The organism is Sutcliffiella rhizosphaerae, from assembly GCF_917563925.1.
GTDB lineage: Bacteria > Bacillota > Bacilli > Bacillales > Bacillaceae_I > Sutcliffiella_A > Sutcliffiella_A rhizosphaerae.
This window is the reverse complement of record NZ_CAKJTJ010000004.1, coordinates 228,659-247,342: the sequence shown is the minus strand read 5'-3', so window position 1 is coordinate 247,342 and position 18,684 is coordinate 228,659. Positions and strand designations below refer to the sequence as shown.

Sequence of the window (18,684 nt, the reverse complement as noted above, 5' to 3'; positions counted from 1 at the left end):
TCTCACATTGGCCACTTCTCCCGCAGGAGTCTACGTCTTGCCCTCCAATCAACCGCTAGTGTAATCTAAAAAATAAAAGCATATTTTTATACTAAAAAACCGAACATATTTGATCAATCACTCAAATAAGTTCGGTTTTGTCTTAGGCTAAAACATTTTTGTCCCAGCCCCTTTTAACATTTTACGTACCGATATTTTAGAAAGCTATCCTTTCATAGTTCACCAATAAACCAGATATCCCCTTGATAACTTTCTATATTTTCATCTGATTATTTCTCTAAAACCCATTACAATCATATTTTTAGGGATATTTATCCCCCATTCACTGACAATATCTTTTTCCTTAGAAAAAGGAATCCATTTTTGATACTCGTCATTTCTATTAAAAAAACCCTTAAAGTGAGAACTTCCAGAAAAGACGATAATTTGAGAGTTCCATAAATTTGTGGAATATATTGCTGCAACTACACCAACATCTTCTGAATTTTCCAGCTTACTTTTAATCAAATGTTCGGTTCTAGAAAGTATAGTTTTTATACAAATTTGCTTTATTCCAAGTGGGGTATTATTTGAAGAGAGAAAATCTTGTGCAGCTGGTACGTGTAGATGCCAGTATCCATTATAAAATTCAGTTGGGAAATATTTCGTTTCCTGCTGAATTTTGTAAACTAATCATTCTTGTCTTTCGTTTTAAACCTCGTAACTTTTTATTACGCATCCATTATTCCTACTTTTTTTATATCTAATTCAATCAAAAGTGTTCATTTAACGACATATTCACTGCTTCCATAGCATGTATATAGGTTGTGTCAAATAGAGGTACATCAGAATCCTCCTGTTTCACTAGTAATCCAATTTCTGTACAGCCTAATATGATTCCTTTAGCGCCGGATTTAATTAATCTTTGAATCACTTTTTTATAGTAATCTCTTGAACTTTGCTGAATGTTACCCAAACATAATTCCTCGTATATTATCTTGTTTACTATCTCTCTTTCATTTACTTGTGGGACAAGAACCTGTATCCGATTTTCCACCAAGCGCAACTTATAAAAATCTTGCTCCATCGTGTATCTTGTTCCTAATAACCCAACAGTATTAATTCCATTCTCTTTAATTTGAGTCGCGGTAGCATCTGCGATATGTAAAAGAGGAATGTTAATTTTCGATTGAATATCATCTACAACCTTGTGCATCGTATTCGTACAAATGACTATAAAATCTGCTCCTCCCTTTTCCAAAGAGAGTGCGGCATGCCCCAATAATTCACCAGCCATTTGCCAATTTCCTTCTGATTGGTAATGCTCAACTTCATGGAAATCCACACTATACAAAAGACATTTTGCTGAATGTAAACCCCCTAATCTTCTCTTAACCTCTTCATTTAACATTCGATAATAAACAGCAGTAGATTCCCAACTCATCCCGCCAATAAGACCGATAACCTTCATTTTATCAACTCCAATTAAGAAATTTTAATTCCTTCTATCATTCCAACAATCCCGGTTACTATAAGTGGTAACAGGATACACCAAGAGCTTAGAGAGACAGATGAATGGGAAATCCAACTATAATATACATCTGTAATGATAGTTAAAATAAGTGTAAAGAGAATAGCCGACCACCATTTTTTCGTTATGAAATATGCTGCTAACCCTGGTATAATGGTAATGATAGGGACGATAATTAGCTTCCATATAAAACCATCTATAGATATATAGTTATCCAACACGAATACTCCAAGTAATAGTAAGGAAGTTATAGATAATAATAGTTTTAACCCTTTCAATTAAATTCCTCCATTTACATAATTAAAAACGAATGTCACTTGCCGGATAAACGTCAGCAAACCATTTTAAAGCCCGGTTATGATGGTCTATTATTTGTTGAGCTGTGATCTCCTTTGAATCCCATGTACTATGGGTATCGGAAACCAATGTCACTTTATATCCTAAACTAAAAGCCCTGCGACAGGTAGTATCTACACACACTTCTGATTGGATTCCTGTTAAGATTACGTGCTTTATATCTTGTTTCTTTAATTCCTCATCTAATGATGTATGTAAAAAAGAATCTGGAGTAAACTTTTGAATAATAACATCCTTTTCTTCGGGCAAAATCTCAGGCTGAATTTCCCAACCTCCTTTTCCGTTTTCTAAAGGTTATCCTTTTGTAGCATTATGCTGAATATAAAATACAGAAGTATTACTAGCGCGTGCTTTTGTTAATAAACTTTTCAAATTATGAATTAACCTATCCCCGTTATATACTTCATTCCTTTCAGGAAACATTCCTCTTTGGACATCAATGACTAAAAGTGCAGCATTTTTCACATCTATCCCTCCAAATTTTCATTTATTTAAGTGGACCTAGATTCAAATTTAATAATTTTCACCATAATTGGAAAATAAGAAACGTAACTCAAGAGCTAGATTTCCCTTATCTTTTTTGACGCAGCTTTAATTATAAGGAAATGTGGGCTGGTCTTAAGGTAGTGATAAGATTTTTCTTTCACATCTTTCATCTTTTCTAGCGGTTGGGGTTCAATCAGCTTCTCAATATGGAAAAATTGAGTAGTTTCATTTACGATGCTTTGCAGGGGTCTTCTGTAAAAGCTAACATCAATGGTAATGTTAGGTTTGGTCCAGGTTTCTGATAAGAATTGGGTTTTAAAGTAATCCTCACAACCGTGCCTGGTATAGTCCATAAATGGGTGATGTACCGAAAATAAAAAGGTTCCAGCTGCTTTTAGAATGCGGTTGAATTCTTGAAATGTATAAGTCCAATCCTTTAAATAATGAAGTGTAAGTGAGCTTACAATCATATCAAAGGAATCGTCCTTAAATGGAAGAATTTCTTGAAGATCATGACAAATGACTGTTGCTTTTTCCCCTAAACGATGCTTCGCAGCTTTCACCATTTCGGGACTTACGTCTATTCCGGTAACTTCCGCCCCTTGATGCAATAATTGAGATGAATACCACCCAGCAGAACAACCGGCATCAAGCACTTTTTTTCCTTTTAATTGGTGTGGCAAAGCATTCATCATAGCTGGGCGTTCATAATATGCGTTATAAGGACTCGTCTCGTCAATATCGTTTTGATAAGTATTGGCTAACTTATCATAAATGTCTCTCGTAGGATTTTTCATTTGCTTCTCTCCTTCGAACTCTTGTGATATATAGTATTAATATAAAATTCCTGTTTTTTGTGGCAATTCCTGCTCTTAGTAAAATTTATTGCAAATAAGCGCTGATCCATGTTCCAGGATCGCGCTGGATTGTTTAAATATATGTTAAGAGGAGGAAAGGGAAACCTTTTCTAATAAATAGGGACTGCCAGACGAAAGTATGCACTTTCTGGACAGCCCTAGACTATAGTTTAGTAAATTAAATGATTCCTCTTATGGATAAAATAAATTCATATAAGAAGTATCCTGCAAAACAAATTAAAATCAATCCTGCAATAATCGATACCCACTTTATTAATGTTTGATTCATAACTTTCCTTGTAATCGCTACTATAGAAAGTAGACCTACATCATGTATTATGGATACCGGCTAATATACCTGCCCCGACAATTAAAAATTTACTCGGTTGTGTCGTATCATAGGAATCGGAAAGTACAGCCCCAAAAACGGAGATCCAAAACACAAGATTTCCTGGTGACAAAGCTACTAATAAACCATTACGATAGGATTTGAAAAATGACTTTTCTGGTTTCGCGCCATTTAATGCAATATCCTGATTCGAGTTTTTGATAGAATCATAACCTAAAAATGCTAAAAAACAAGCACCGATAAGCCACATAGGTATTTGAATGTAAGGGATAGAAAGTATAGAAGCCAATCCCATATATAATGCAATAATTAAAAAGAGATCGACCGTTATTCCACCTAACCCTACTGCCCAACCATGCAAAAAACCCTTTTTCAAACCTTGCTTTGTCATTTCAACGGTTATTGCTCCTATTGGCATTGCAATTGCAAGGCCAGCTAAAAGATACGTAAAAAATAAACTCAAAAAAACACACTTCTTTCAAAATTGATACCTTCATACGTCCGTTTATATTCATATTATCATAAAATATTAATAAATATTCAATAAAAAGTATTTAAATACAATAATAAGTTAGTTGAAAAGTCTATGAAAATAGTAGTGAACCTTTCTTTGATCAATAATCGAATGTTGAATAGAGTGATTCTCATTATTAATAACGCTATTATTTTTATAAAGACTTGTTGTAGATCAAGTACCTTTTATTTTTATCAGAATAAAGAATAGACTTCCATAGGGGTAATTTTCTTTATATTAAAGTAGTAATAAGAATAGTTGTAGTTGTCGATTAAATGTGCTCTTCGCAAGTGTATGTCAAGTGGTAATTGCCTTTATGTGGAGAACAACTGTATTCTCAAGTCCAATCATATTCCCCAATCCTGCCAAAAAACGAAACCTCTTTCCTCCGATTACATACAAATACTAACCACATCAAAAGGAGTGACAGAAAACCATGCAAACACCACCATCACCAGATCTCATCTCTGGCACCAAAATTCAGCTGAAAAAGCTTACAATAACAGATCTTCCCCAACTATGGCAGTTAATGTATGGAGATCCGTATCCAGAATATAAGAAGTGGGACGCCCCATATTTTCCACTTGAACACATTGCGAAAGAAGATTATATTACTGAAATGACCCAGAAGCTCAATGAGGGTATGGACACTATTTATTTGATACAAACATCCCCGGAACAACAAACAATTGGCAGTGTTATCTATTATTGGGAGCACGAGCCTTCTAATTGGTTGGAGATGGGGATTATCATTTACCTCCCCGAGTTTTGGAATGGAGGTTATGGGACAGAGGCAATTAAGCTTTGGACGACACATCTTTTCCAAACAAAATCAAACATTCCTCGTGTTGGTTATACAACTTGGTCTGGAAACCATAGGATGGTCAAAGTTGGCGAAAAGCTAGGGTTTACCAAAGAGGCACAAATACGTAATGTTCGACAGTATCAAGGGAAATTATATGACTCGATTCGAATGGGATTTTTGCGAGAAGAGTGGGAAGCAGGGGGAAACTAATATGCAGGATTACATAGAACTGACACCGAATACTGAGAATGAACTTGTCCAACTATTAACAACTGAATCCTGGCCGTTTCATGGCAATGAGAAACCAAATAAAGAAGAAATAGAACAGTCCTTAAAAGAAGGAAACTACACGGAGAATGGAACAAAAACATTTTTGATTAAGGTGAACAATGAAACAATTGGAATGGTTAGAAGCTTTGATTTGGAGGATGAGAGTTGCCTGTTTGACCTCCGCATCAAAGAAGCATACAGAGGTAAGGGGCGTGGTGCACATGCGGTAAAGTGGTTGACGGATTACTTGTTCACGAATTACGTACATCTCATCCGCATCGAAGGACATACAAGGCATGATAATTTTGCGATGCGCAAAACGTTCCATAGCTGTGGATATGTAAAAGAAGCCTATCACCGCAGTGCCTGGCCTCAGAATGATAAGCTATTCGATTCGGTAGGATATGCGGTGACCAAAACTGATTGGTTCCAAAACATAACAACACCCATTAAAGACAGTGTTCCCTACTAAGGGTTATGTTCACAAATAATTAATACTGGTTCAGATAAAATGGCGATGGCGCGCTCCATGTCAGAGGTATCCAAGAACACATTTGTGTTTCCACCAAGATACATACTTTCAATGTCCAACTTACACCAGAGCGCGCCGAATAGATCGTTTAACTGCCTAGACTGACCTGCTGGGAGCTTATAATAACTTGTCTGTCTTTAAATGGCAGACCAAGTCCTTTTAATATTCCCCGAAGCACGTTCCATTCATTTGACGTCTCCGTGTTGCTAGTTCCCATTACCATTTTAATAAATGAATATGATTGGTTGTTTTGCTGTGAAAATAGGCATTGATGTTAATGTCCTAATTAGACAAGTCTGTTAAGATGTTACTTAACGTTACGTCATCCAGTTCAAATGAAAATTGGGTGCGGATTAAATACTCAAAGCCTTCCACTATTTCTGGCATCTCTCGCATCTCTTATCACTTGCAAGAATAAATGAATAGGGTATTAATCCTGACCGCGGTACGAATTTTCCTCTGAAAGAAGCTCAATTGTCTTACTGACATTGGCAACGTCCAAATAGAAAGTATTATCTTCCCCTAGATAAAGAGCTCGGCACCGCTTATGGCGCCAAAAAGTGTTAGGAATACAAGCTCCATTTTCGAGAAGCTGAATAACTTGATTCTCCTTATAATGAACTTCTGCTTGTTCCATTATGGTACGGCCAGTTGGAACATCATGATTCGTCACCTCGTCAGTGTAACCAACTACCATTCGTACAAAATGATACCTCTTGCCAACCAATGTCTGAAAATACCCATTAACAGCAATACCTTCATTAGCTAGACTTTCTAAAATTCTATTCAATTTTCGATCACTCGCAGAAAAGGTAAACTGCGTACGAATACGAAAATCCAACAAACATCACTCCTATGGAAGCAACACGCTTCATTAATGTTCTTTCAATAAAATATGAATAACTGGTTGGCATGCTTGGACGTATCCCTAAATAGGAGGAATACCTTACAAGAAGGGCGAATGTAAAAAGAAATCTAATAAGGAGCGTGGTCGGATTGAATTTTAAATTAGTAGAGGCAGTTAGTATGTTGGAACGAACACCCCGCGTATTAAATGAAATGTTAACTGGTCTTCCTGAAGGGTTTCTCACTTGTAACGAAGGGGAGGGTACTTGGAGTGGAATAGAAGTAGTCGATCACTTGATCGAGGCAGAGAAAGAAAATTGGATTCCTCGACTCCGATTCATAGTAGAAGTAGGAGACACAAACCCATTTCCTGAATTTGACCGGTTTGCCCACTTACATGAAAAGGCTGAGACAACACTAGCAGAAAAATTAAACGAATTTAAGAAACGAAGGGAGGACAATCTCGAAACTTTGAAATCTCTTGTAGATGAAGACATTCTTGACAGAAAGGGTTTCCATCCGGCACTTGGCGAGGTTAAACTTAAGGAATTGATCGCTACTTGGGCTGTTCACGATTTAACACACCTCAACCAAATAACTAGAGTAATAGCAAAAAGATATTCTAATGATGTTGGTCCATGGAAAGAATATTTGGGTATTTTAAAAAGAGAATTGTGATGGGGAGAGAGTACACTACTTCCCAAAACAAAAAATCTATCATATAATATGGAAAGTTTATGTAATGAAATGGGAGGGAGTGATGGAAATGTTAAAATCAACTTTTCTGCAGTCAATCACTTTTTCCAATTTTATTTTTAAGGAGTCAAAGCATTTTGCTTTGGCTCCTTTTTTTCAGATTAAGAAAGTAAAAGTGGAACAGTGTCTAGCTCCATGCTAGTCCCTTGAGGCTGGTCAAGGCATTTCGAATGGGAGGAATAGAATGATGTACAAAAGAGTGTTATTAAAACTAAGTGGTGGCGCATTGCAAGGAAAAGAAGGCGAAAGCTTTGGTGTGGAAATGCTGGAGCATATCACGGGGGAAATACTCTCGTTAAGTGAGCGTGGTATTGAGGTCTGTGTAGTAGTTGGTGGCGGAAATATATTTAGAGGAAATATGGCGAGTCATTGGGGAATCGATAGAGTGGAGGCAGACAACATAGGAACGCTTGGAACCATTATTAATAGCCTAATGTTACGAGGAGTCTTAAAAACTAAGACGGAAAAAGAAGTCCGAGTAATGACCGCTGTACCAGCACCTTCTGTAGCAGAACCATATATTCGCCTACGTGCAATAAATCATCTTGAAAAAGGCTATATCATTCTATTCGGGGGAGGAAACGGGCAGCCCTTTGTTACGACAGATTACCCGAGTGTACAGCGTGCAGTGGAGATGAAGTGTGACGCACTTCTTGTCGCGAAACAAGGTGTGAACGGCGTATTTACCACGGATCCCAATAAAGACCTAAATGCTAAAATGTACCGTACCTTACACTATGATGATGTCGTACAAAACAATATAAAAGTAATGGACCAATCGGCACTACTTCTAGCAAGAGACTTCAAGCTTCCTGTTCATCTCTTCAACTTCAACCAAAAAGGTGCCATGAAAGCAATCTGCCATGGAGAAAACATCGGAACACTCATCAGCAATCAAAAATCAGAACTACTTTAAAGTAGCAAAGGGACGTATTCTGTGCTTCCTTTCATTTGGTTATTAATCGGCGACAGAAAGCTGTCATATATTCTATATTCCATTAAAGGGCATTGTGTGGAAAATGTTCATTGGAGTAAACAGGTTTGTGTATTTGTGAAAGAAGAACGTTAGAATTACTTGAAGTTAATTAAAAGCCTTGTAGTTTCTAAAGAAAGAAATCAACAAGGCTTTTTTTCATCAGCTAAATTACATAGGCTGATAAAAATTTAAATAAAATAAACGAGCCAAAGTTATCAGTACAGTCGTCTAATTTTATAAGGGAGGTTGGACGGTGTTCATTCAAGAAAGTAATTCAACAAGCTCTGCTATGTAGAAGTCCATAACAGCTACTGACTTGGCTACATCCGTATTAATTTGTTCTTAAGATTATCTACATGTTATTCCCTTTTCTTCTCCATAAAAATTTATGGAAACGGACTTGGCCAGAAAAAAATAAGTATCTGATTAGGAAAACCAAAGGATTTTGATAGTAAATGTCTAATATCTATAGATAAACCTTGTTGCCTGTTAGAGATATTCCACATGAAGAAGAGCCTCTGCACAGACCACCAAAATCTAAGCAATCAAATCAGCGAAAGGTAAACAAATGTTTGAACGATAGCACTACTTGCACGGTATCATGTACATTCAAAAATCCATTATTGTTGACAAGTAGAAACTAAGAAATAAAAGGAGATGTAATAATGGCAAAAGTTATTATTCACGCAACAATAACACTAGATGGGTACATGGCAGACAAAGATGGTGGTATCGATTGGATGTTCGATTTTGAAGCTACAGACCAGGATTACGCAGTAGTCAAAAAAGTAATGGAGGAAATAGGTGCCGTAGTTGGTGGAGCCAATAAAACAAACACGATTGAAGAAGGAGAGATACCGTACGGTGGTATGCTGAAAATTCCCATATACCTCATGACCCACGAATCCCATGAACCGATTGAAAAAGATGGTATCACGTATAATTTCGTCGTTAACGATATTAAGCAAGCTGTTGAAGCTGCCAAAGCAAGCGCTGTCGATAAAAGTGTCGCTCTTTTGGGCGGCAGCATTTCCCGGCAATGCCTCAAACTTGGTCTAGTGGATGAAATCGTATTAGATGTAGTACCCCTGCTACTGGGTGACGGTATCTCATTATTTGGTGGACTTGGAGAGAGTATTAGGTTGGAGCGGATAGAAACATCGGCCTTTGCGAGTGAGACCCACCTTCGATACCGAGTTGTAAAGTAACATATATTGCTAGGTTTCAAAAGAACCGTCCTTCTGCTTCCTCTTGACAAAATAGGTAGTTAAATTTACCATAAGCGTAGAGATGAGTGGAAGGGGAATTAACATTTAACCCATGTGGCTAAACTTTTAATGAAAACAAGCTAATTAGATAAGGCAGAAAAACGCTCCTACTAACAGGACCGGTCTGTCTATCTAGTATTTCATTAAAGGGACACATGTGGAGGAGTTGGATTCCCCATCGAAAAACAGGTGCCTTTGGTGCCTGTTTTTTTGTTGGCAATAACATCTCGCCTAACTCCAAAAGCATTTAGTGCCCCAAGTTGGAGGGATATTTTATGGAAAAAAATAAAGATAGAATTGCCATTGTGACAGGGGCGAGTCGTTTAAAGGGGATTGGAGCTGCAATTTGCCGAGAGCTAGCTGATGCAGGACATCCGATTTTCTTCACATACTATACTGGGTACGACGCAGCCATGCCGTGGGGTTCAAAAAATGAAGAACCTATGCTTTTAAAACAAGAATTAGAGAAAAAAGGAGTCCAAGTTGGATTCATAGAATTGGACCTAACTACGCTTGATGCATCTGGACATTTATTAAAACAGGTCAATCAAGAACTTGGAATGCCTTCTATCCTTATAAACAATGCTTGTTATTCTACAAGCGACAATTATATGAATATAACGGCAGAAGAACTAGACAGACACTATCTAGTAAACATTCGAACAACTACCATGCTTAGTAGTTACTTCGCCCGTCAATTCCAAACAGGAAAAGGCGGTCGCATTATTAATCTAACATCCGGGCAATTCCAACGACCGATGCCAGGGGAACTGTCCTACGCGACAACGAAAGGTGCCATTGAGGCAATGACATATACCCTTGCAGCTGAGGTAGGAGAGCGAGGAATAACCGTCAACGCAGTCAACCCTGGTCCAACAGACACAGGCTGGATGACAGGAGGCATAAAAGAAGGCTTGGCGGGAATGTTTCCATCTGGTCGAGTTGGAGAGCCATTAGATGCCGCGCGTCTTATTAAATTTCTAGCAAGTGAAGAAGGCGAATGGATTACCGGACAAACCATCCATTCTGAAGGTGGGTTCGCATTTGGAGGAGTAAAATGAGACTAAAGCTTGTATCTGAAAACCGAGAAAACTACATGCCGTTCCTACTTTTAGCTGATGAGGAAGGAATGATTCGTAAGTATTTGTATGAAGGTGAAATGTTTGCGATTATGCTAGAAGATCAAACGGTAGGTGTGGTATTGTTCCTACCAGAAAATTCGCAGGTGGTAGAACTAAAGAACATAGCACTTGCTCCAGAATATCGTGGCAAAGGCTATGGAAAAGCAGTGATTACTGAGTCTATCAAGCTTCTTCGTAAAAAAGGCTATCACAAAGTCATCGTAGGTACCGCTAATTCCAGTATAGAAAACCTTGCATTCTATCAAAAAGCAGGATTTAGAATATACGGAATTAAACAGGACTTTTTTCTACAATATCCAGAACCCATCTATGAAAACGGCATCCAAGCGGTAGATATGGTGATGTTTGAAATGAAAATAGGTAATTAAGGGAAAAATTTTACGTTTGGGCAGATTGCTCAGGCGTTTTTCTATTTAAAATGCATTTGTTCTCATGAAATGAACGAGTTCGTGCGAAAATTGCTAAAGTTGGTGCCAAACAGCCACGAATTGGTGCGGAAACCATTAAAGTTCGTGCGGAAAAGCTGCGAGTTGGTGACAAAGAGGGAAAGAGCCGTCATCCCCGCCACAGGTATATGAGAATTAAATCCAGAATATGAGATATTAAATCCAAAAAGCACCATAATAAATCCGAAATAGCCATTATTTAATCCGGAATCACCAATAATAAATCCGAAATAAGCAATATTTAATCCTGGCAGTATTTCTACCTCCAAGTAGCCCGACTTTCCCATTTTAAAAAAAGCAAATTACCTATTTTCATTTGGGAGTGAAAAGGCCGTGATAAGCAGATGGCAAAAGCAATACTAAACTTCTAGTCTGAGATATTCACAAAGTATTCACTCTATTATGAAATACCCTCTTGCAACAAAATGAAATTATTGGAATAATTAGCATATTAAGAGAAAAATGGGAGGTGCTCCGCCTGCCGACAAAGGGGTCATGCTATATGAATCTCCCTAAAATAGCGACATTTTTTCTAATAGTCTACCTGCTTATAAGTTTGCCTGACATATTAGGTTTTACATATGTAATCGATTGGATAGCTGAGGCAACGTTTTTACAAAAAACAAAAGGCTATCTTTTTACAGGCATCTTTCTGAACTTCCACATAAAACTTCCGTTGACCATCATACTCACATTTATTGTTAGCCACCTTACTTCCAGAAATAAAAATTGAAACAGTCCACATAGAATTCACGTCTAACAGAATGAGGTGATACCTATGAGAATAACAAATTGTATCATTCCACTCTTCATTTTTATCATAGTTGGATGTGCCCCCAACAATATCCAGCAAAATCAGGTAATTACTACAAAAGAAGCATCATGGCCGTATGAATTTGTAATAGTTGATGGGGAGTCTTATCAATTGACAAGAGAAGAAGTGGATGAAATTGAAGTAGGTGAACTATTAGGGATGGTAAAACGTAATATTGTGGATATGGACACAGATTCAAGCTTGGCAGAAAAAGATTTCGATAGCAATTTCTTGAAGGCAGGGACGGAGATCTATACCCATAATGGAAGCAACAACTCCATTCTCTACAAATCTAAACATACGTACTTCAAAGCACTGTTAGCTTCAAACAATTAAGGGGGATATAATGGATATAAAAAAAGAAACCATTAAACTTAGCTTTTCGGTAGTCATGGCACTCATCTTTATGATTTTACTCGTACTCTTCCCGAGAACGCAAAATTTCTACCTGGGTAATACAGTTGAAATGGCTCATCTTGGTATTCAACCTTTTTTCCAAGAGTATAAGGCAAATATTGTTCATTTTTTTCAGCATATAAAAGAACATAAAAGTTTAGGAGGGACTATGTTTTCCCAGACGTCTGTGGAAAAAGAGCTTATTCGCTATTATCCGAAAAGCTTACTTGTCATCGCCATAGCCTTCCTGCTTAGTATCACACTAGGAGTTTATAAGGGTATTTTCGATTACAAAAATAAGCACTCGAAGAAAAATATTCTTGGGAATGGTACAACTTGGCTGTTTCAAGCTATCCCAGATTTTTTTATTGTCATCATTGCTTTTTATTTAGCCTTTTACTATTTGCCAATGGGCTTAATTTTCAGTAATAAGAATTGGTATAGTTTTGCTGCTCCAGCACTTTTAGTTGCAATTTATCCGATGATGTACGTGGCGAGATTGACTAGCATGTCACTTCTCCATCAGGATGGCTCGGATTATATTCGCACTGCTTTTGCAAAGGGAAACAAAATAAAAGAAGTTATTAACCGCCATATTCTTAAAAATAGCATGATGGACCTTGTAACACATCTACCAACCATCATGATTGTTGTTATATCCAACATGCTAATGGTTGAGTATCTCACTGGCTATGCAGGGGCTGGTAATCGTATCTTTATTGCTTTAGGTGGTAGGCAAAATCAAGTTGGCCTAGGATCAGGTCAAATTGAACCTGGTTTAGTCATCGGATTTGGTCTATGTTTTCTAGCGACAATACTTGTTGTTCATATCCTAAAATTAGTTCTAATGACGAAATTTAGTCAGAGGGGGGCGTGAGGACATGTGGTGGAGAAATAAGAACTTAATAATCGGAGGAGTATTCCTTGTCACTCTAATCGTTACAGCAATTATAGGGCCCCATCTTACATATGTAAAAGAAGGTATCGAACCGAATCGTTTGTTGTTTCCTGGTCAGGGTGTTGTGATAAAAGCACCGTTTGAGCCATCTGCTGATTTCCCTCTTGGTTCTGATCGTGAAGGGCGTAATCTGCTAAGTATGATTATTATGGGAACAAGAGATACCATGTTAATCATTTTACTTATAACGAGTATCCGTTACTTGATTGGAATCATTCTCGGCACCATTGCATCCTTTAAAGGAAAAGTAGTGTCAAATATACTTAATGTGTGGGACCAAATGTTCTCAAGCATGCCAATCATTTTTGTTTCTATTTTGTTTTTAACCCTTCCTATGCTTATTTTTGCTGAAAATCGCTTCTGGATAGTCGTGTTTATTATTGCTCTAGTTGAAGTGGGGAGAGTCGGAGTTTCCATTAGAGATCAGCTTCAGCAGGTAAAAAACAAACCGTATGTGGAAGCAGGAAAAATGGTTGGTCTATCACCATTCCAATTGTCTGTTAACCATTATTGGCCAACTATATTACCAAACATGCTCGTAAATTTTTGTTTCGATATCGGCCGTGTCACTCTGATTATTGGCCAGCTTGGAATCTTCTCCGTTTTCATCACACAAAAATTCGTAATGCTAGGTATGGGCTATGGAGAACTCATCAACACAAGCTATAACTGGCCAACAATACTTGGAGAAGCAAGGAAAGATATTTATACAGCTGTATGGATCCCTGCTTCGGCTGCCTTTGCAATCACGTTTGTCATCCTTACTTTCAATGTGTTAGGAGAAGGATTACGGAAATATTTTAATCGGTTAGGGACTTGATCAAAATGGAGAACCGATAAGCAAGATCCACCATTTAACAAGCCTTTTCATGTTATTATTAGGATCTTTTCTAAAAGATTGTTGCTAGAAAAGTCGGGTTCTGGACTTTTCACTAGAAAAATCGGTTCCTGGATTTTTCACCTGCATGTTCATTGAAAACTTGTCCTTTTGACTGAAACTACGTGTAGGAAAAGAGCACGACAGTAACGATTATAACGTGTATCTAATTATATTCGGAAAAGCTACAAAGTTTGCGCAAACAGCCTTTGTAAAAGCTAGTAGTGGTTCAACCATTACTAGCCTTTTGTTATCCCGCTTAAAAAGTATACCCCAACCCCCGGGCTGCCTTCGCAAGGCCACCCAACACCACTCTTTGGACGGCTTTTGGTGGTCCAGCAAGATAACCGTCAATACTTTCCCATGCCAATCCTAGCCATAAAGGGTTGAGCGGAATTCCTTTTTTGTTCACTTTTCCTTCCATCTCAAGCTTATGGGTCAGCGCAAACATTTGCCAGTGACGTCCAGGTGGCTTGATTTCATGTGTCGCAACTAACTCGGATTCGCCTATTTTCCAAAACTGATGTACTTGGTTTGGAAGAATGGTTATCGTCTCACCTTTGCTAAGAACAGTCTCTTTTCCGTCCACTAAAAACTGCATTTGTCCTTCCTGGATGGAAAACGTTTCGGTGAGCTCTGGATGCCAATGTGGTCCATTCATTGCACCCGCTTTCATGATTCGATGTTCTAATAGTAAGATATCACCGTCTTGTTCTAGAAACGTCACCGACCGGCCATCTGGGTATGTAAGCACTTTTCCCACTGGAATCTCTTGTTCCGTCATGCTAAAATCCTCCTTTTGGAAACGATTTACTTATACTTTAACAGAATATGCTTTGGTCTCGTTTCAATATTTATAATTTTGTTTCATCTAATTGAAATAGGTCCCAGAATTTAAGAATTATTTAAGGATTTGTTAAGCAGTCGCTTATAATAAGTACATATTATAGAAGAATAAGCACAGTTTTGGAGATGAAACGAGATGACGATCAGAAAACGATTACTATTATCCAACGTGGCAATGATTATTCTTCCTATCATTGGTTTTTTCCTGCTGGAAATTTTTCTAGGGACGATCATGTTCCATATTTTCCGGGGACAGCCTGATGGGGAGCGATTACAGCTGTTTCTAAGTCTTCGGTTCCTTGGTATTATCCTTATTTTAATTTTAGCGAACGGATTGCTCACCTATTATGTGGCCAGAAGTATCATCCAGCCAATCCGGGAGCTGATGAGGGCGGCAGAAGAAATCAGTAAGGGAAACCTGGAATATGAAATGCCCCCTTTAAAGCGAAAGGACGAGCTGCAAACCCTTGCCCAAACCTTTGAGCAGATGCGTCAAAAATTAATAGGAGCAAAAATAGCAGAAGAACATTATGCTGAAAATCAGAAATTATGGATGGCAAGTATCTCCCATGACTTGAAAACTCCGCTGACTTCCATAAAAGGATACGTGAAGGGCATGCAGGATGGTGTGGCAAATACACCAGAAAAAAGGGAAAAATACCTTGCTACCATAGAAAAAAAGGCAGAGGACATGAACACACTCATTGAAGAGCTGTTTCTTTTCTCCAAGTTGGAATTAGAAAGTGTGCCATTTCATTTTGCTCCTCTAGACTTGAAAAGCTACCTGGAGGATGTCGTCGATGAGCTCCGCTTTTATTTTGAAGAGGAGAATGGTTTGGTCACATTTGAGACGGATCATCATTCATCTTACGTGATTGATGCCGATCGTGATCAGCTAAAACGAGTAATCACAAACCTTACAGCAAATAGCCTGAAATTCATGACCGAAAAGGAAAAACATCTCCATCTCAACCTCCATACAGGTCATGATTATGTGGAACTGGAATGGCGAGATAATGGAATTGGGATCCCTAAAGAATCACTGCCATACATTTTTGACCGATTCTACCGTACAGATCCTTCCCGAAACTCCGAAACCGGGGGAAGTGGACTAGGGCTTGCGATTACGAAAAAAATTATCCATATGCACAAATGGACTATATGGGCAGAAAGTACCCAAAGTGAAGGTACAAGTATTTTTATTCGCTTTAGAAAAAAGGAGTGACAAGCATATGTCCAAAATCTTGATAGTAGAGGATGAAGCAAGCATCGCCGAATTGGAACGGGATTATCTGGAGGTACACGGATTTGAAAGTGACATTGCTGCAAGTGGGGAAGAAGCGTTGGAATTAATCAAGACTGCTGACTACCGCTTAGTTCTCCTCGATTTAATGCTTCCAGGGATTGATGGATTTGAAATCTGCAGGGCAATCAGAGGATTTTCAGATATCCCCATCCTAATGGTTACTGCTAGAAAAGAAGATATTGATGTCATAAAGGGATTTGATCGTGGTGCGGATGATTACATCGAAAAGCCGTTCAACCCGATGCAGCTAGTGGCGCGAGTAAAAGCGCACATTCAACGCTACGATCGCTTAATAAACAGCGGAAAAGCAGTTCACGAAGAATTACGTATCCGCAATCTAGTAATCCAAACAGACGCCCGTAAAGTCTATGTTCACAGCCAGGAAAAAACCATGACTGCCAAGGAGTATGAACTGCTTCTATTCTTGGCAGAAAATCCAAACCGAGTTTTCACAAAAGAACATCTTTTCGAACGGATTTGGGGGTTAGAGTCCATGGGAGAGCTCTCCACTGTCACCGTTCATATCCGTAAAATCAGGGAAAAGATTGAAGAGAATCCCTCCAAACCTGAGTACATTGAAACCATTTGGGGTGTAGGATATCGGTTTAGAGAGTAATTCTTATGATATAATAATAGAAAAACCTAGAAAATATGGTTATTATAGGTAGCGGCGAAAAGAAATCCCTTTATTTAAACATGATAATAGGGACAATCGATATTACTCTTATCTATTTTGGACTTATCTTTTTTATAGCTGATGGACAGGATTCATATGGTTCAACATTAACGATACTAGGTATTATTTTAACCATTCAATACATGTATCACCTGGAAGGAAAAGCCGGTATAAGTAAAAAGTTCATTTGGATACGCGGCATTATATTTGCATTGATTTTAGTCGGATCGGTTAATGTTATATTAAATTAAGCACACGAAGATTATATAAAGGTTGTGCCAAGAATGCCAAATATGATGGGATTGAATAGAATGACAGTTGAAAATATCTTAACCACTCCTTCTCTCAGTTAAAGAAAGCTAGTAGAATTATATAAATACATGTTGTTATCACTATAATTAGTATTAAAAAAATACAGAAGGCATGCTTTGATTGACTATTTCAAAGCATGCTTTTTTATGGAGTTTTTTTCTATTTAAGAATTATTTAAGAAATCTCCAATAGTTCGTTAAGGAATTCTCCGTATGATGAATTCAGTAGGAAAAATCAATGATTAAAGGGGAGTTTTTATATGAATTCATTACGTAAACAGATAGGGAAATATCTGTATTTGTTTTTGGCTGCCGTTTATACCTTATGTGTGGTGGGCCAGTTTTTTACTGCGGGTCTCGCTATTTTTGTTAGTGCGGCGAATTGGAGCCATCATTTTTTATTTGTTCATGTTTTTGGCTTTACGATACCGTTTTTATTGTTATTAACAGCAATCCTTGGTACTTTGCCAAGAGCGGTTTACTGGCATTTATTAGCTGTTGGTATCCTGATGTTTGCGATGTATTTTACGGCTAATATGAGAGGGCACTTTCCGATGATTGGGGCAGTTCATCCAATTATGGGGCTCATGCTCCTCGGGGCGTCTCTCAGCAACCTATATACGATTTTTAACCTTACTTTTCAAAAGGAGCAAGAAGCATGAGAGAGTTTATCGCCATTATTGTTGGGTTAGTAGGAGGATTTATTCTTGGAATTGTATTATCAAGTATCATTGGAATTTTCGGAGTATACGTTCTTGGGCAACCAATGGGAATTAAGTTTTTGCCATTTTATATGGCAATCCTATGTGGGATTGTTTTGCCAGTGATTGAATACAAAAGGAAGAAGTGAAATCAATATTAGGAGGCTTGGAAGTTTCTTGAGAGGGATATTAAATTTTCATATTAAAAATAAATTCTCATAGTAGGTTTTCTTTTAGATCATTTTTACGGAGAAATACCTTGTACTCGTCAGTTAACTGACCAAGAAATTGCAACTGAGTATGAAAAAATACAGGTTTAGTTATTATAGAAACCTTTAAAGAGTTGGATAATAATTATATTCCTGGTGTTATTGTTAATAGTCATGGTCCTTTTAACAGGGGAAAAGATCCATTAAAAACAGTAGAAAACGCCGTGATTATGGAGGAAATAACAAAATTAGCTTACTTTAGTATAGCGCTATCCCCAGATATCAAACAAATTGACCATATACTTCTAGATAAACATTTTTTAAGAAAGGCTGTTTTCGCAAACTTTGTTGCTTTTACGAACTTTATTAGATACTCGTATAATCGTTACTGTCGTGCTCTTTTCCTGCATTTAGGACAAGTTTTCAATGAACATGCACGTAAAAAGTCCAGAATCCGACTTTTTACCGGTTACTAG

The 18,684-nt window shown here is 37.7% G+C and carries 23 protein-coding genes and 2 pseudogenes; 16 read left to right on the top strand and 9 right to left on the bottom strand.

Features of this window, described 5'->3' with window-relative positions; all coding sequences use genetic code 11:
- Nucleotides 1–261: 261 nt before the first annotated feature.
- From LRP81_RS06155 to LRP81_RS06130, 6 genes and pseudogenes are all read right to left on the bottom strand, one after another.
- Nucleotides 262–660: a DUF3916 domain-containing protein gene (locus tag LRP81_RS06155; protein ID WP_230500389.1), complete on the bottom strand. Its 399-nt coding sequence runs from the start codon at nt 658–660 to the stop codon at nt 262–264.
- Nucleotides 661–751: 91 nt separating this feature from the next.
- Complete coding sequence (locus LRP81_RS06150) at nt 752–1,450, bottom strand: aspartate/glutamate racemase family protein (RefSeq protein WP_230500379.1); 699 nt, start codon at nt 1,448–1,450, stop codon at nt 752–754.
- A 14-nt stretch (nt 1,451–1,464) separates the two neighbouring features.
- The gene (locus tag LRP81_RS06145; protein WP_230500378.1) at nt 1,465–1,788 is read right to left on the bottom strand and encodes a hypothetical protein; all 324 of its coding nucleotides are present in this window, start codon (nt 1,786–1,788) and stop codon (nt 1,465–1,467) included.
- Between the two features lie 22 nt (nt 1,789–1,810).
- Nucleotides 1,811–2,332, bottom strand: a pseudogene (locus tag LRP81_RS06140) (cysteine hydrolase family protein).
- A gap of 95 nt (nt 2,333–2,427) precedes the next feature.
- Nucleotides 2,428–3,150, bottom strand: a complete 723-nt coding sequence (locus LRP81_RS06135) for a class I SAM-dependent methyltransferase (protein ID WP_230500377.1) — start codon at nt 3,148–3,150, stop codon at nt 2,428–2,430.
- A gap of 238 nt (nt 3,151–3,388) precedes the next feature.
- A pseudogene (locus tag LRP81_RS06130) lies at nt 3,389–4,022 on the bottom strand (LysE family translocator).
- 487 nt (nt 4,023–4,509) lie between these two features.
- Between LRP81_RS06130 and LRP81_RS06125 the strand changes: the two are divergent.
- Together LRP81_RS06125 and LRP81_RS06120 are read left to right on the top strand one after the other, a co-directional pair.
- Nucleotides 4,510–5,088, top strand: coding sequence for a GNAT family N-acetyltransferase (locus LRP81_RS06125; RefSeq protein ID WP_230500376.1), 579 nt, complete (start codon nt 4,510–4,512; stop codon nt 5,086–5,088).
- 1 nt (nt 5,089) lies between these two features.
- On the top strand, nt 5,090–5,620 hold the full coding sequence (locus LRP81_RS06120) for a GNAT family N-acetyltransferase (RefSeq protein ID WP_230500375.1): 531 nt from the start codon (nt 5,090–5,092) through the stop codon (nt 5,618–5,620).
- A 490-nt stretch (nt 5,621–6,110) separates the two neighbouring features.
- On the opposite strand, the gene LRP81_RS06115 is transcribed toward LRP81_RS06120, so the two are convergent.
- Nucleotides 6,111–6,521 (bottom strand): hypothetical protein, encoded by a 411-nt coding sequence (locus LRP81_RS06115; protein ID WP_230500374.1) that lies wholly within the window; start codon nt 6,519–6,521, stop codon nt 6,111–6,113.
- Nucleotides 6,522–6,676: 155 nt separating this feature from the next.
- Here LRP81_RS06115 and LRP81_RS06110 point away from each other — a divergent pair, with 155 nt between their 5' ends.
- The 5 genes from LRP81_RS06110 (at nt 6,677) to LRP81_RS06090 (ending at nt 11,036) form a co-directional block, all read left to right on the top strand.
- On the top strand, nt 6,677–7,204 hold the full coding sequence (locus tag LRP81_RS06110) for a DinB family protein (RefSeq protein WP_230500373.1): 528 nt from the start codon (nt 6,677–6,679) through the stop codon (nt 7,202–7,204).
- Between the two features lie 262 nt (nt 7,205–7,466).
- Nucleotides 7,467–8,198: a UMP kinase gene (gene pyrH / locus LRP81_RS06105; RefSeq protein WP_230500372.1), complete on the top strand. Its 732-nt coding sequence runs from the start codon at nt 7,467–7,469 to the stop codon at nt 8,196–8,198.
- Nucleotides 8,199–8,923: 725 nt separating this feature from the next.
- Entirely contained in the window at nt 8,924–9,466 is a 543-nt protein-coding gene (locus LRP81_RS06100; RefSeq protein WP_230500371.1) for a dihydrofolate reductase family protein, read from the top strand.
- A gap of 335 nt (nt 9,467–9,801) precedes the next feature.
- Complete coding sequence (locus LRP81_RS06095; RefSeq protein WP_230500370.1) at nt 9,802–10,587, top strand: SDR family oxidoreductase; 786 nt, start codon at nt 9,802–9,804, stop codon at nt 10,585–10,587.
- Complete coding sequence (locus LRP81_RS06090) at nt 10,584–11,036, top strand: GNAT family N-acetyltransferase (protein ID WP_230500369.1); 453 nt, start codon at nt 10,584–10,586, stop codon at nt 11,034–11,036. The genes LRP81_RS06095 and LRP81_RS06090 overlap by 4 nt, the downstream gene beginning before the upstream one ends.
- A 62-nt stretch (nt 11,037–11,098) precedes the next feature.
- Here LRP81_RS06090 and LRP81_RS06085 read toward each other — a convergent pair whose 3' ends face one another.
- Nucleotides 11,099–11,401, bottom strand: a complete 303-nt coding sequence (locus tag LRP81_RS06085; RefSeq protein ID WP_230500368.1) for a hypothetical protein — start codon at nt 11,399–11,401, stop codon at nt 11,099–11,101.
- Between the two features lie 491 nt (nt 11,402–11,892).
- On the opposite strand from LRP81_RS06085, the gene LRP81_RS06080 reads away from it, so the two are divergent.
- The 3 genes from LRP81_RS06080 to LRP81_RS06070 are packed head-to-tail and all read left to right on the top strand — an operon-like array spanning nt 11,893 to nt 14,102.
- Entirely contained in the window at nt 11,893–12,264 is a 372-nt protein-coding gene (locus LRP81_RS06080) for a hypothetical protein (RefSeq protein ID WP_230500367.1), read from the top strand.
- 10 nt (nt 12,265–12,274) lie between these two features.
- Nucleotides 12,275–13,201 carry an ABC transporter permease subunit gene (locus LRP81_RS06075; protein WP_230500366.1) on the top strand — a complete coding sequence of 309 codons (927 nt, stop codon included), beginning with the start codon at nt 12,275–12,277 and terminating at the stop codon, nt 13,199–13,201.
- 4 nt (nt 13,202–13,205) lie between these two features.
- Nucleotides 13,206–14,102, top strand: a complete 897-nt coding sequence (locus LRP81_RS06070) for an ABC transporter permease (protein WP_230500365.1) — start codon at nt 13,206–13,208, stop codon at nt 14,100–14,102.
- Nucleotides 14,103–14,418: 316 nt separating this feature from the next.
- Here LRP81_RS06070 and LRP81_RS06065 read toward each other — a convergent pair whose 3' ends face one another.
- On the bottom strand, nt 14,419–14,943 hold the full coding sequence (locus LRP81_RS06065; RefSeq protein WP_230500364.1) for a cupin domain-containing protein: 525 nt from the start codon (nt 14,941–14,943) through the stop codon (nt 14,419–14,421).
- 198 nt (nt 14,944–15,141) lie between these two features.
- Here LRP81_RS06065 and LRP81_RS06060 point away from each other — a divergent pair, with 198 nt between their 5' ends.
- From LRP81_RS06060 to LRP81_RS06035, 6 genes are all read left to right on the top strand, one after another.
- On the top strand, nt 15,142–16,230 hold the full coding sequence (locus LRP81_RS06060) for a sensor histidine kinase (RefSeq protein WP_230500363.1): 1,089 nt from the start codon (nt 15,142–15,144) through the stop codon (nt 16,228–16,230).
- Nucleotides 16,231–16,237: 7 nt separating this feature from the next.
- On the top strand, nt 16,238–16,927 hold the full coding sequence (locus LRP81_RS06055; protein WP_230500362.1) for a response regulator transcription factor: 690 nt from the start codon (nt 16,238–16,240) through the stop codon (nt 16,925–16,927).
- 35 nt (nt 16,928–16,962) lie between these two features.
- Nucleotides 16,963–17,238 carry a hypothetical protein gene (locus LRP81_RS06050; RefSeq protein ID WP_230500361.1) on the top strand — a complete coding sequence of 92 codons (276 nt, stop codon included), beginning with the start codon at nt 16,963–16,965 and terminating at the stop codon, nt 17,236–17,238.
- 320 nt (nt 17,239–17,558) lie between these two features.
- A complete protein-coding gene (locus LRP81_RS06045; RefSeq protein ID WP_230500360.1) occupies nt 17,559–17,960 on the top strand; it encodes a DUF6220 domain-containing protein in 402 nt (133 codons plus the stop codon).
- Nucleotides 17,957–18,148 (top strand): DUF5957 family protein, encoded by a 192-nt coding sequence (locus tag LRP81_RS06040; protein WP_230500359.1) that lies wholly within the window; start codon nt 17,957–17,959, stop codon nt 18,146–18,148. Before LRP81_RS06045 ends, LRP81_RS06040 begins: the two co-directional genes overlap by 4 nt.
- Nucleotides 18,149–18,342: 194 nt before the next feature.
- Nucleotides 18,343–18,684, top strand: a complete 342-nt coding sequence (locus LRP81_RS06035) for a class II aldolase/adducin head domain-containing protein (RefSeq protein WP_230500358.1) — start codon at nt 18,343–18,345, stop codon at nt 18,682–18,684.